This window comes from Synechococcus sp. PCC 6716 (genome assembly GCF_022570815.1).
Taxonomy (GTDB): Bacteria; Cyanobacteriota; Cyanobacteriia; order Thermosynechococcales; family Thermosynechococcaceae; genus Thermosynechococcus; species Thermosynechococcus lividus.
Map to the genome: position 1 here is coordinate 174,434 of NZ_JAKLTU010000001.1, position 13,732 is coordinate 188,165.

General features: G+C 55.1%; 11 protein-coding genes. 6 read left to right on the plus strand and 5 right to left on the minus strand.

Features of this window, described 5'->3' with window-relative positions:
* Window positions 1-67: 67 nt before the first annotated feature.
* The 4 genes from L5220_RS00870 to rbp all read right to left on the minus strand — a co-directional run bounded on the left by L5220_RS00870 (window position 68) and on the right by rbp (window position 5,044).
* A complete protein-coding gene (locus L5220_RS00870; protein ID WP_499571024.1) occupies window positions 68-2,569 on the minus strand; it encodes a sigma 54-interacting transcriptional regulator in 2,502 nt (833 codons plus the stop codon).
* On the minus strand, window positions 2,566-3,636 hold the full coding sequence (gene ruvB / locus L5220_RS00875; RefSeq protein WP_499571026.1) for a Holliday junction branch migration DNA helicase RuvB: 1,071 nt from the start codon (window positions 3,634-3,636) through the stop codon (window positions 2,566-2,568). The genes L5220_RS00870 and ruvB overlap by 4 nt, the downstream gene beginning before the upstream one ends.
* A gap of 26 nt (window positions 3,637-3,662) precedes the next feature.
* Complete coding sequence (ilvC, locus tag L5220_RS00880) at window positions 3,663-4,679, minus strand: ketol-acid reductoisomerase (RefSeq protein ID WP_499571028.1); 1,017 nt, start codon at window positions 4,677-4,679, stop codon at window positions 3,663-3,665.
* 77 nt (window positions 4,680-4,756) lie between these two features.
* A complete protein-coding gene (gene rbp, locus L5220_RS00885) occupies window positions 4,757-5,044 on the minus strand; it encodes an RNA-binding regulator (RefSeq protein WP_099799148.1) in 288 nt (95 codons plus the stop codon).
* 234 nt (window positions 5,045-5,278) lie between these two features.
* Here rbp and mnmA point away from each other — a divergent pair, with 234 nt between their 5' ends.
* Genes mnmA through L5220_RS00905 form a run of 4 tightly spaced genes read left to right on the plus strand, consistent with a single transcriptional unit; the run spans window position 5,279 to window position 9,954 of the window.
* Window positions 5,279-6,382, plus strand: coding sequence for a tRNA 2-thiouridine(34) synthase MnmA (mnmA, locus tag L5220_RS00890; RefSeq protein WP_499571030.1), 1,104 nt, complete (start codon window positions 5,279-5,281; stop codon window positions 6,380-6,382).
* Between the two features lie 25 nt (window positions 6,383-6,407).
* Window positions 6,408-6,638 (plus strand): DNA-directed RNA polymerase subunit omega, encoded by a 231-nt coding sequence (locus L5220_RS00895; RefSeq protein WP_448525124.1) that lies wholly within the window; start codon window positions 6,408-6,410, stop codon window positions 6,636-6,638.
* Between the two features lie 34 nt (window positions 6,639-6,672).
* Window positions 6,673-7,338, plus strand: a complete 666-nt coding sequence (locus L5220_RS00900; RefSeq protein ID WP_448527636.1) for a hypothetical protein — start codon at window positions 6,673-6,675, stop codon at window positions 7,336-7,338.
* A gap of 24 nt (window positions 7,339-7,362) precedes the next feature.
* Complete coding sequence (locus tag L5220_RS00905) at window positions 7,363-9,954, plus strand: TIGR03960 family B12-binding radical SAM protein (protein WP_499571032.1); 2,592 nt, start codon at window positions 7,363-7,365, stop codon at window positions 9,952-9,954.
* Here L5220_RS00905 and L5220_RS00910 read toward each other — a convergent pair.
* Window positions 9,951-11,090 carry a geranylgeranyl reductase family protein gene (locus tag L5220_RS00910; protein ID WP_499571034.1) on the minus strand — a complete coding sequence of 380 codons (1,140 nt, stop codon included), beginning with the start codon at window positions 11,088-11,090 and terminating at the stop codon, window positions 9,951-9,953. The two genes, L5220_RS00905 and L5220_RS00910, sit on opposite strands and share 4 nt — an antisense overlap.
* Before the next feature lie 700 nt (window positions 11,091-11,790).
* Here L5220_RS00910 and L5220_RS00915 point away from each other — a divergent pair.
* On the plus strand, window positions 11,791-13,098 hold the full coding sequence (locus tag L5220_RS00915; protein ID WP_499571036.1) for an RNA-guided endonuclease InsQ/TnpB family protein: 1,308 nt from the start codon (window positions 11,791-11,793) through the stop codon (window positions 13,096-13,098).
* Between the two features lie 74 nt (window positions 13,099-13,172).
* Window positions 13,173-13,625, plus strand: a complete 453-nt coding sequence (locus tag L5220_RS00920; RefSeq protein ID WP_448527638.1) for a Csu type fimbrial protein — start codon at window positions 13,173-13,175, stop codon at window positions 13,623-13,625.
* Window positions 13,626-13,732 lie beyond the last annotated feature (107 nt).

Sequence of the window (13,732 nt, forward strand, 5' to 3'; positions counted from 1 at the left end):
TACTGGCTCTGCGGCTTGCCGCGCCAAGAGTGAGACGCCTTGGAGAGCAGGTCAACTCATCCTCCACCTACAAACTCACCAGAGTGCTGATCATGACGGCAGTGCCCACAATTCCTAGGCACTGTGGCCAAAGGGCGCTTAGGGGGAGCCGACTAATTTTTTGGGTCAACAGTAGGCTAGCAAGGGTACTCACTACCAATGCCGTGGTTTGCAAAAAAGCAACCACTGCTGGGTGGGCACTCCACTGAAAAGGTGTCCCTGCACTCAGGCCAAAGGTGGCCAAGGTGACCGGCCAAAGGTGACCGGCTTCGCCCAAACCAAGGGGCAAGTAGTAGGCAAGGTTAGCCCCCAGCACCAGCGGCAAGTAACCGTAGGCTAACCGGATAAAGGGTTGAGGGGAGCCCCAGAGTCGCTGCCCTTGGTGCAACACCCACGCAATAGCACCGGGCACCGCCAACGTCAGGGTGGCGATCGCCGCCTTTACCAGAAATGGCGCCTGAGGCTGATGGCACCACACCAGTACCTGTGGCAGGTGGTGCAGCACCACCGCTCCTAACAGGAGAAACAGCAGGCAGACTTCGTAGGCGGTAGGGGTATGACTCGTCCAAAGTTCAATAGCTGGCGGCCGCAGATTTAGCTCCACCGAGCGGTGGGGGCACGCCTTCAGGCAGGTCATACACAGGACACAGTTGCGGTTGTCCGTCAGTTGTGCCGGATGGGAATAGATGGGGCAGCCGCCAGTCTCTTGGCCTTCTCCAAGGGCTGGCCCGCCTTTATAGCACTGGTAGGTGGTGCAACTGGCGGCGCAGATCCCCCGCTGGGCACGCAGTTCAATGATAGAGAGCTTGGCAAACAAACCATTCATCCCACCAATGGGGCAAAGGTAGCGGCACCAAAAGCGGCGTTCGTAAAGCTGCGAGAAAATGACTGCCCCAGCAGTAATCAGGATCAAAAGCCAACTAGATAGATAGGCAGTATTGGGGAGATCCCATAGTTCCTCCCACAGCAGAATGGCCGTAAATAGGGCAAACAACATCCAGCCACCCCATTTTTCCGCCAGAGGGCGCGGCCAAGACCCTAAGCGACGCGGCCAAAGTTTCAGGGAGAGTGTTTGCAGCAGTTCACCATAGATCATGAAGGGGCAAACGGCACACCAGATACGACCTAAAAAGGGAAAGATCAACAGGGAGAGCGGCCACCACCATGCCCAAAATAGGTTCAAGGCAAGATTGTGCTCACGGTCTTGGGGCCCCCACAGGCCAATGGCCACAATGAGGGGAAACGCCCACAGCGTCAGGCCATAGTTGAGGCGATCGGGCCACCACGGACTGCGAAGGAGGTAACGCAACTGCGGGTAGGCATTGAGGAGATTCCAGCGGAAACGGCGCTGCTTGACCTGTTCTGGCCAAAAAACTTCCTCTGTCAGGAGGCTGGCACCATTGGCTTGGAGAATGGCGCGCTCCACGAGGCTGGCTAATTCCCGTAGGTTGCCCGGAAAGTCATAGCTTTGTAGTCGCCGCAGTGCTTCAGGGGTGATGCGGGGTTTGGGAATGCGTTTACTGCGGCAGCAGAGGGTGACGTAGTAGTTGACGAGGGCTTCAATATCCGCTTTGGTGACCCGGAGGGGCGGTACTCGGATGATGTGGTGAACGAGATCTTGGCAGTTGCAGTCTTTTTTCTCGGCAATGAGGATAATACGTCCCTGAAACAGTCGCGCTGTAGTGGTTGTGTCGCTAACGGGCAGGTACTCACGGCTCTGTAGCAACCGCCGTAGTTGGGGGTAGAGGGCGTTTGGCCACTCGTGAACGTTATTGAGAATGAGCGTCCCTTCGTTCAACCAATCTAATAGTCCTTGCTTGCCGCCTGCTTTGCCAAAGAGTTCGGCACCATTGGCTGAGAGGGTGCCGCAGTTCAATTGAATGAGGGGTTGGCGGCGATCGCGCGAGCCATAGTGAATCAGCGCAGCAATGTTGTCTTTCTCAAGCCCTGGCTCGCCAAAAATCAGTACGGAGTGGCGATCGCCTGCGGCCTCTTTAATCGCGTGGCGCAGCCGGATAGCATAGCGACTGCTGCCGACGATGCCCTGTTTGACCCGCGGTACCAGATAGGGGCGCAGAGCCATTTGACGCTGCTGTTCGTAGGCCAGTTGAGCCGTTACATCCGCTAGGGCACCGCTGAGGTGCTGGGAAATGCTTTGCCGCAGTTCGGGAAATTGATCAGCAAGGCGGTTAAACACGTCCCGCGAGAGGGTCCACACTTCACAATCGCTGAGGGTAATCACCGTGTGGGGTGTTGGCTGATCAAGCACTAACTCTGGCCAGTGCAACACTGTGCCGGGTGGCAGCGTCATCACTTGGGCAGGACTATCCGTAGTGGTGTGGTAGGCTTCGAGCTGCCCTGATTTCAAGATGTAAAGAGTGGTAACGGCTTGATCTTCGAGCACCAGCCGCCGATTCGCAGCAATCTGCTCTTGGCGACAGGCAGCGGCGATCGCCTCTAGAGCGGCCAACGATAGAGACCCAAAGGGGGTATGGCGCTGCAGCCACTCTAACCGATCTGAGAGGTTCACGGTTCAGGCTCCAATAATGGGAATTGGCGAGGGCGATACCCCAAGTGCTGCCATGCTTGAGGGGTGGCCATCCGCCCGCGGGGGGTGCGTTGCAGGTAGCCCATCTGCATCAGGTAGGGTTCGTACACTTCCTCAATCGTTTGTACATCCTCTCCCGTTGCAGCAGCTAAGGCATCAATCCCCACCGGTCCCCCTTGATAAGATTCAATTATCACACTCAGCAGGCGGCGATCGGTCCAGTCCAGCCCTGCTGGATCAACGTTAAACAATTCCAACGCCGCGATCGCCACGGCCAAGGTAATTTCACCACTATGTTTGACGGCCGCATAATCGCGCACCCGCTTCAGAAGCCGAATGGCAATGCGGGGGGTTCCCCGACTGCGGCGGCCAATTTCCAGCGCTGCCTCAGGGGTAATGGGGGTTTGCAAGATCACTGCTGTGCGCTCAACAATCTGCTGCAGCTCCGCGGGTTGGTAAAAGCGGAGTCGCTGGACTAACCCAAACCGATCCCGCAACGGCGAGGTCAGGGCACCGGCACGGGTGGTGGCCCCCACTAGGGTAAAGCGGTTAAGGGAAAGCCGCCGCGAGCGGGCACTTTGATGCTTGCCCACCGTTAGATCAAGGCAAAAGTCTTCCATCGCCGGATAGAGCAGCTCTTCAGTCATCCGCGAGAGGCGATGGATTTCATCAATAAATAAAATATCGCCGGGCTTGAGGTTAATTAACAGGCCAACAATGTCGCGGGGGCGCTCCAGCGCAGGGGCACTGGTAATCTTGCAATTCACTCCCATTTCCGCAGCCAAAATCAAGGCGATCGTGGTTTTCCCTAGCCCCGGCGGGCCATAGAGCAGCAGGTGATCTAGGCTTTCTTGGCGAGACTTAGCCGCTTGAATGGCAATTTCTAGAACATCTTTAAGTTCTTGCTGGCCGATGTAGTCAGCAAAGGATTGGGGGCGCAGCGAGTCTTCGCTGGTGGACTGCTGTTCCTCAGAATTCAGAGCCGCAGACAGCAAGGATGGGGAGGGCGATCGCTCCGGCGAGGGATTTTGGGAAGAAATTATCGCCATCCCGACCTCCTAGGCAGCTACCCTCCCTAGGTGCGTTTTAGCCAGCTAAACATTGACCGCAGTTCCTGACCCACCTGCTCAATGGGGTGCTCTGCTTCCCGGCGGCGCATGGCCGTAAAGCCCGGCTTMCCTGCCATATTTTCTAGGACAAATTCGCGGGCAAATTGCCCGGTTTGAATTTCATGAAGAATTTTGCGCATTTCGGCGCGGGTGTCATCGGTAATAATGCGCGGTCCACGGGTGAGGTCGCCATACTCAGCGGTGTTGGAGATGCTATCGCGCATCTTGGCCAAGCCCCCTTCCACAATAAGATCCACAATCAGCTTCACTTCGTGGAGGCACTCAAAATAGGCCAGTTCCGGTTGGTAGCCAGCACTGACAAGGGTTTCAAACCCTGCCTTGATTAGGGCGCTCAGGCCGCCGCACAGAACCACTTGTTCCCCAAAGAGATCGGTTTCTGTTTCTTCGCGGAAGGTGGTTTCCAAAATACCGGCGCGCGTGCCGCCAATGCCTTTGGCGTAGGCCATAGCCAAATCCCGTGCTTGACCACTGGCATTTTGATAGACCGCAAATAGACAGGGCACCCCTTCCCCTTGATCGTAGGTGCGCCGTACCAAATGGCCGGGGCCTTTGGGGGCAATCATGACCACATCGACATTGTCGGGGGGGACAATTTGGCCAAAGTGAATGTTGAAGCCATGGGCAAAGGAGAGGACATTGCCGGTTTGGAGATTGGGGGCAATCTCCTGTTCATAGACGACCCGCTGCACCTCATCAGGCAGGAGGATCATAATCCAGTCGGCTATTTTGGCAGCCTCGGCTACAGGGTGAACTGTCAGACCATCGGCGCGGGCACGCTCTGCAGAACGACTGCCAGCATAGAGCCCAACGACAACCTTCAGACCGCTATCCCGTAAGTTGAGGGCATGGGCATGACCTTGAGAGCCATAGCCAATGACTGCGATTGTTTTGTCCTTGAGAAGCTCAAGCTGGGCATCTGCGTCGTAATACATACGTGCCATAGTGACTGTTTTCCTTTCCAATTGCTTGCAGCAGGTCGTTACTGTGTCTCTACTACCTTAGTTCTGAGTAGAGTCGGTAAGGTGCAACGTTAGCGAGCTTAGCGGTTCCGCGAAAAACGATTGCCCCCACTGCCTGCCATGGCCTCGCGCGGGCGTGCCTTATTGACCTTCAGTTGCCGCCCCATCCACTCAGCACCATCGAGATCGGCGATCGCTGCATCTTCTTCAGCATCTGTGGACATTTCCACAAAGCCAAAGCCACGCTTGCGACCGGTTTCCCGATCCACTGGTAAATAGACTTGTTTGACGGCTCCGTATTCGGCAAATACGGCCTCTAAATCTTCCTGAGTGGCCGTGTAGGAAAGGTTGCCGACATAAATAGACATAATCTGATCTGCTCCAAAGCAAAAGTTGAACCATACGTTGACGCTGACTTCGGAGAGATGACTGTCACGTAACCAACCTTCCCTAAGACCGAACTCATGAATCGCTCTACCTAAATACTCAAGCGGCGATTACTCGCCAACCTTGCCTATTGATTATAGCTGATGGTGCGCCTCTGCCGCCGCTGAAAAGAGAATGCTAGGCTAAAAGAGGGGTATTTTTTGTGAATCTTAACAATGTCAGGATTAGCAGCGGTTGTGGTTGGTTTGTCGGGAGGGGTCGATAGCTCTGTGGCGATCGCCTCCTTGAAGCAACAGGGCTATCCGGTGGTGGGGTTAACCCTATGGCTGATGAAGGGTAAAGGACAGTGCTGCTCTGAGGGGCTGGTGGATGCGGCACGGCTGTGCGAGGAGTTGGGGGTAGCGCACCACATTGTTGACAGCCGCGAAATCTTTGAAAAATACATTGTGGACTATTTGGTTAGCGGCTATGCCAGTGGCATTACCCCTTTGCCCTGCTCCCAGTGCAACCGCATGGTCAAGTTTGGGCCGATGCTAGCTTACAGCCGTGCTGAATTAGGGATTGACACTATCGCCACCGGTCACTACGCCCAGGTGCGCTATAACCCCAATAGCGATCGCTACGAACTCTGGCGGGCGGTGGATCGCCACAAGGATCAGAGCTACTTTCTCTATGATCTGCCCCAAGAGATTCTTGCCCATGTCCTGTTTCCCTTGGGGAGCCAAACCAAAGATCAAACCCGTGCCCTTGCGGCGCAGTACGGCCTGCACACCGCCACCAAACCGGACAGCCAAGATCTATGTCTTATTGAGGCACACGGTTCGATGCGCCAATTTTTAGAGCAGTATCTGCCACCCACCCCTGGGGAGGTTGTGGACCTGAGCGGACGTGTCCTCGGGCATCATCAGGGTATCCATCATTACACCATTGGTCAGCGGAAGGGGTTGGGGATTGCGGCGGCGGAACCCCTGTACGTTGTGGCGCTGGATCGGGTGCATAACCGGGTGATTGTTGGCGATCGCGCCAGTGCTGTGCGCGGGGAATGTACCGTGGCGCGAGTGAACTGGGTATCCATTGCCCCCCCGTCTCATCCCCTCAAGGTAGAGGTGCAAATTCGCTATCGCACCCCAGCGGTGCCGGTGACGGTTCTGCCCACCGCTGACCCTGAACAAGTAAAATTAGTGTTTGCAGATCCCCAGTTTGGGGTGACCCCCGGCCAAGCGGCGGTCTGGTATGAGGGCGATCGCCTTTTGGGGGGTGGGATTATCCAACCCGTTGCCGAGGATGAAACCACGAGCAATGGCCTAGGATCCCTGTGAACCAAAACCATTAAGGAGTTACCCCATGCAAAAACGCTTGAACTATTCTGCCTCGGATATTATGCGCCGTGCCGAGCAATTGATTCAGCACTCGTCCAATCGCTACCGCATTACGGTGCAGATTGCCAACCGTGCCAAACAGCGGCGAGGGTTAGACGCCTCCGAGGACTTTGACGATCTGCCGCTGAAGCCAGTGACCCGTGCCATCATTGAAATGTCGGATGAAATTGCCCAGCCCGAGTTACTGGCAGATTAAGACCACCCTTGCGCAGGGATGTTGGAGGTATGGCATGAGCAGGCGGCGGTGGGGGCATTTTTTTGCGGGCCTGGGGCTGGGCTGGCTCTTGGTGGGTCTGTGGTTTGGCGCTATCTCGGTGCGATCGCAGCCTGCTCCACCGGCTACAGGTGCACAACTTCTGATCAATCCGCGCCAAGTGGCTGAAGCCCTCTACCCAGAACTGCCCGATTTTCCGAAAGCAAATCACTATATCCGCCAAGATAACCGCCGCCCGGCGCCGGAAAGTACCCTTTTAGAGCGGTTTATTGTCTATCACACTACCGTAAAAGGGCGATCGCCCCTGTCTCGCTTTGATTGGTTGATTTCCCTAGCGGACTACCTCGGGGTCAATGATTTCCTACGCCCGGAAACCTACCCGGGGCGAACCTACTTAACCACAAACCCGATGGAGCAGGATGTGGCGGCCATTCGCCAATTGAACCGCCAGCAGCGCCAAGCCTTGGTTAACACCCTAACGGCCTTCTATGCCCGACAGGCGGGGTTACCCACGACCACACCCCAACTCCCCCAAACGGAGGTGCTACCACAGCCGGTGCCTAGGAATCCCTCTGGTTCTGTGTTGCCCCCTATCCCCCAGCCGGGCGGAGCCACCCTGCTCACTCCAGCGGAGCCACCGCGCCCCCAGCCCACTGGCGATGCTCGTTTTTTACTGCCCTAGCCCCTTCTGAGTTGGTCTTAAACTATGGCTATTCCCGTTGCTGAACTGCTGAGTACTGATATTCTCAAGCCCGCCCGCTATCTGGGCAATGAATTGGGGGCAGTGCGTAAACCTTGGGACGCGGCCACGGTTCGCTGGGTACTCAGCTACCCAGAAATCTATGAAGTCGGTGCCTCCAACCTTGGGCACATTATTCTTTACAACATCCTCAATACAGTGCCCGATCAGCTTTGCGATCGCGCCTACTTACCCGCTGCGGATCTGGCGCAAAAACTGCGTACCACCCAAACACCGCTGTTTGCTGTTGAGTCCCGCCGCCCGCTGGCGGACTTTGATCTGATTGGCTTTAGCCTTAGCTACGAATTGGGGGCAACCAATATCCTAGAAATGTTGGATTTAGCTGGGCTACCCCTCACGTGGGCTGAGCGGCAACACACCACCGAGATACCCCTGATCTTTGCCGGCGGGCAAACCGCCACCTCCAACCCAGAACCCTACGCTGATTTTTTTGATTTCTTTGCCCTTGGGGACGGCGAGGAACTGCTACCGGAGATTGGCCTAGTGGTGGCAGACGCGAAGCGCGCCGGTCTCAGCCGCCAAGAGACTCTATTAGACCTAGCGCAAGTGCCGGGGGTTTATGTCCCCCAGTTCTACGATCGCCAACCGGATGGTGCCGTTGTCCCCAATCGTGCCGATGTTCCAGAACGGATTTTGCGCCGCGTGGCTACCCCTCTACCCGCCTATGCCGTTGGCTTGGTGCCCTACGTCGAGACGGTGCACGATCGCCTGACGGTGGAAATTCGCCGCGGCTGTACCCGGGGCTGTCGGTTTTGCCAACCGGGGATGCTCACCCGTCCTGCCCGGGATGTGGCTCCAGATGAGGTGATTGCCGCCATTGAGACCGGGATGCGAGCAACCGGTTATAACGAGTTTTCGCTGCTTTCGTTAAGTTGTTCCGATTATTTAGCCCTGCCCGCAGTGGGGGTCGAAATTAAAAATCGCCTCCGGCATGAGCAGATCTCCTTGTCATTACCCAGCCAGCGGGTGGATCGCTTTGACGAAAACATTGCCCACATTGTCGGCGGCACCCGCCAGAGTAGCTTAACCTTTGCCCCGGAGGCAGGAACGCAACGACTGCGGGACATCATCAATAAGGGGCTAACTAATGAAGAGTTGCTGCGGGGGGTCAAAACCGCTTACGAGCAGGGGTGGGACAAAGTCAAGCTCTATTTTATGATTGGCCTGCCCGGGGAAACCGATGCCGATGTGCTTGGCATTGCTGAAACCATCCGCTGGCTCAAACGAGAATGCTGGATGAAAGGCCGCAAACCCCTGAATTTTCATCTGACGATCTCTAACTTTACCCCCAAGCCCCACACACCTTTTCAGTGGCATGCGGTCTCCACGGCTGAGTTTGAGCGTAAGCAGGCGCTCCTGAAGGCGGAGTTCCGCACCATTCGCGGCCTCAAGGTCAACTTTACCGATGTGCGCATCTCTGCGATGGAGGACTTTGTCGGTCGCGGCGATCGCCAACTTGGGGCAGTGATCCGCCGCGCATGGGAGTTAGGGGCGCGCGAAGATTCATGGTGGGAAAGCCTAGATCGTGCCTATGCCGCTTGGACGCAAGCGATCGCCGAGGCAGGGCTAGATTGGAAATACCGCCAACTCGAAGCCGGGGAGTGGAATGTCTTTAGTGGCGAAGCTGCCGCCTTGGATGCGCCCCTCCCTTGGGATCACATTGACACTGGCATTAGCAAAGCGTGGCTCAAAGAGGATCTCCAGCGTGCCCTCGCCGCAGTTGTGGTTCCTGATTGTTCCTTTGCTGGCTGCTCCCACTGTGGCGTGTGTGGCCTTGACTTTGGCCATAATGTTGTGGTGCCACCGCCCCCCATTCCTGCGATTCAGGAGCAGTGCCGTCCTCCTCAGGAGCGGGTTCAACGGCTACGACTGACCTTTGGCAAAGTGGGCAGCATGACCCTCATCAGCCATCTTGATCTGCTGCGGCTGCTGGAGCGAGCCGTGCGCCGTGCCCATCTACCGATTGCCTTTAGCGGTGGGTTTCATCCTTCACCGCGCATTGCCACCGCCAGTGCCTTGCCCCTGGGAATGGCCAGTGAAGGTGAACTTGTGGATCTTGAATTTCACCAACCAGTTGATCCAGAGGTTGTCCTCAGCCAGTTGCGGCAGCAGTTACCACCAGAGTTACCCCTTTATTGCTGTGAGGTGGTGCCTTTGAGCGCGCCTGCTGCCAGCCAAGCCCTTGTGGCCGCCACTTACGAACTGCTGATTTGCGCCCCAGACGAGTGTTCCCTGCCGGAGTGGGAGGAGGTTCTACAGACCCTGCGAGCAACCGCTGAGGTGCCCTACGAATTAACCACTAAATCCGGCAAATCGAAGATCATTAACCTGCGCGATCGCCTCCTCGAGATTGCCCTTACCCCAGAGCAACCCCATTGGCCAACCCTACGTTTAATCTATAAAGGCGTGTGCCGCAATGATGGCACCTTCTTGCGGCCTGAACACTGCCTGCACTTACTGGAAGTCGCCAGTGGGCGATCGCTAGTGTTACAGCGGGTGACCCGTCGGCAGTTGCACCTTGAGAGCTGTTCCCCCTAACGTCCGGGGATAAAGGCGGTGCTCAGACGCTTCATGGCATTAGCCGCAATATCGCGGTAGCGCAGCTCACCGCAGAGCACTTGCCCCAGTCGCCGAGTGGCGGAGGGGCGTTTCATGGCTAAACGGTAGCCCACACCGGGCATCCGATGAAAGAGTCCGGCGAGGCGTTGTGCCCACGCCAGATCGGTGCCCCACTCATTCTGGAGGCGTTGGCTATAGTTGGGCAGCGCGTTCGGGTTTCCTGCTAAGGCCGCATCAATGGCCTCTGCTGCACACATGCCACTGTAGAGCGCCGGACGAATGCCTTCTGCGGAAAAGGGATCCACTAAACCCGCTGCTTCCCCCACTAAAAGGGCGTGCTGAGTGTGCAAGGGCTGCGCCCCTTCCCACACACAGAGGGGATGGTACTGAACGTGGCTGTTTGCCATTGCTAGGTTATGGGCGGCGCAGTACTGCTGCAACACGGGTTCCCAATCAGTGCGATCGCCCCCCCGTAAGACCCCTACCCCTACGGTGCGCAACTCGCCGCTGGGAAAGCTCCAAAGAAAACCATTGTTGACCAGACCAAATTCAAAATGCACGGCGCGATCGCCCCCCTCATTGGGCACGGTCATCACCGCTGCGGTACGAACCACCTTTGGCTTAAAACCTAGCCATTGCGCCATTTGACTGTTCGCACCATCGGCAGCAATCACATAGGCCGCCCGATAGGCCGCAGTTGGCGTATGCACCGACCACTGATCGCCTATAAATTCAATCCCCGTCACCGTGGTGTTATCGCAGACCGTTACCCCTAACCGTTGCCCTTGCTGCAACAGAAAGTGATCAAACACAGACCGCTGCACAATCCAAATGGGGTCTGGAATATTCAGTTCCCGCTCTACGGCATCCTCTAGCTTCCATGTGTAGCGAACTGTACGGGTGGTCTCCACGATGGCAGGGCGAAAGTCAAAGTCAAACCACTGCGCCACTGCGGGTGAGACCCCACCAGTGCAGGGCTTAGAGCGCGGCAGTGGGCATTTTTCCAACACCAAGACCGATCGCCCCCGCTGCGCAAGGTGATAGGCTGCCGCACCGCCCGCTGGCCCACCGCCAACAATAATACAGTCGTACATCGCTGTTGTGCTTACTCCCACAAGCTCCTATCCTTTTGTAAACTACCCCGCCCTATAAAGGACGGGGCTTTCAGCAGCCCTCAAGACAACATCCTGCAATGAGCAAGATAGTATCTTGGAGCCTCTAGGGTTGTTAACATACTTCCACAGCTAAAGTGCGTGGGCTTTACGGCAGCAGTTGTAACAAATGCCACCATTCTCCCTCGACCCTCTGCGCAAGCATTATGAACGACCCCACCGCAAACAGTAAGAATCATACCCCCTTATCAGCCATGTTTCTGCTCGCGGAGTTTAGCGATGAGTTCCCTGTAAGGCTTGTCCTATACTATGAGGGTCAGACTGCTGATGCATTGCCGCAGCAGGCGTTGTGTGAGTTGACCATCACTCTCTAGATGCCTTGTTTCAGTGTCCCACAATTGAAGTATTTGTCGCGTTTATAGAAACCGGAGGGTTCGGGAACCGGATAAAACCTCGCTCGTTCACGACGGGGATACAGAACGGTTCCCGCGCCTACGGCAGTAGGCAGAGTCAGCCTTGACATTCTTCGATATACCGTTAGTTGGGATTTTTCATGCAGGTTTTTGAGATGTGGAAATTCCATTCTGAGCCGTCTTGAACTGTACCCTTTCATGACGTTCACCACCTGAGAAGCTAGCACTTCTCATAAGGTTGCTATTCCCGTAAATAGGCCTCTATAATAACTGCATACCATCTTAACCCAATGATGTTTTTAGCCGTCCAAAAAGATGTTTTTCAACCTGACAAGCAGCTTGCTCAGTTGCTTACTGAGTTAGCGCGTCTTGCCAACAATCTCTACAACCAAGGCGTGTATGAGTCTCGGCAATACTTCTTTGAGCAAGGACGGAACCCGTTCAAGGTTCTGAAGTATGCCAACCTCTACGCAAAACTGAAGGAGAGTGAAAACGGGAAGCTGTTACATTCTCAGGCTGCGCAGCAAGTGTTGAAATCTGTGAATGAGGCGTTCAAAAGCTTCAAATCACTCTCAAAACTGTTCAAACTGGGGCAGTTCGACCATGAACCAAAATTGCCGCGATACCGCACCAAAGGCGGGTTGTATCAAGTCGTATTCACGGGGCAATCCCTGAAAGTAGAGAAAGGCTTGATTCGAGTTCCTTTGGGCAACGGTGGAAAAGCTGCAGTTGGAAGAGATGCGTTCTACATCCCGTTACCAGAACGATTAAAGGATGTGCAGATCCGAGAACTGCGATTCATTCCGACGAATGGGCAGTGGGTTGTTGAGTATGTTCACTTCACGATGGACAAGACTGCTCAATGCTGCAAATTGTGTCCTGAGAACGTTTTAGCGCTTGACGCAGGACTGAATAACCTCTTGACCGGCGTGACAAATACTGGACTTGCCTTTGTGCTGGATGGTAGAGGGTTGAAATCTCGCAACCAATGGTTTAATAAGCAGGTTGCCAAATTCAAATCGATTCTGACTCATGGCAAGCCATCTATGAAGGGCGCGACCTCGAAGCGAATCCAACTTAATACCCATAAGCGAAATTGCTACGTGCGAGACTACATCAACAAAGCAGCACGGCGGGTCATCAACTTCTGCTTGGAAAACGACATCGATACGATCATCTACGGTCGAAACAACGGGCAGAAAGATGAAATCAATTTGGGTGCAAAAACGAATCAGGAGTTCGTGCAAATTCCGCACTACAAGCTGTTTGGACGAATTGAGCAGCTTTGTTTAATTTTCGGGATTCGATTAGTCGAAACCGAAGAATCGTATACGTCTCAAGCCTCGTTTTTTGATAATGACTTCTTGCCTACGTTCGGCGAAAAACCTGAAGGGTGGAAGGCATCAGGAAAACGAATTCTTAGAGGGCTGTACCGAACTGCTCAAGGATGGCTCATCAATGCAGACTGTAATGGAGCCTGCAACATCATGAGAAAGGTAAGCACAAAGCTCAATATCGATTTGAGTGGAGTGTGTAGAGGGGCTGTGGCAGCCCCTTCTAAGGTCAAGTTAGGGCAGATTGGTTTTGCTCTAGCCTAACTCAGAGAAGCCTCGCCGTTCCATGGCGGGGAGTGTCACCCCTCTGTGAAATGTATTGCCGCAGCATGTTTCACGTGAGTTTATCGACGGTGATTGTTGGTGCAGCGATAGGTAGTACGCTCATCCCCAGCAGGGCGCTGGCAAACTGCACGATCAGTAGCGTTACCGGCCTTAACTTTGGTGCCTACAGTTCCTTTGACGCCGCCCCCAATGATGCCACCGGACGGTTTGTGTTTGTGTGTACCGATGTTCAAGCCCCTGTCACCATTCGCCTCAGCAGCGGTGCCGCCAACAGCTTTACACCACGACAAATGGTTTTGGGCACGGCTCGTCTAAGCTATAACCTTTACATTGATACGGCACGCACTCAAATTTGGGGCGATGGCACTGGCGGCAGTAGCCTCCGTACCCTCACCCCAGTCAATAATGCTCCTACGTCTCTAGATATTTTTGGTCGCATTCCCCCACGGCAGTTTATCCCTGCGGGCAGCTACACTGACACAATTGTAATTACCATTCAGTTTTAACTAACAGTTTTGCGGTCATGCCCATTTTAGGTTCAAACTAGCAGTTATTACAATTAGTAAAAGGCGGGTGCGACGGCACTGCCTCTATGTCGTCCCGGCGCGTAGTT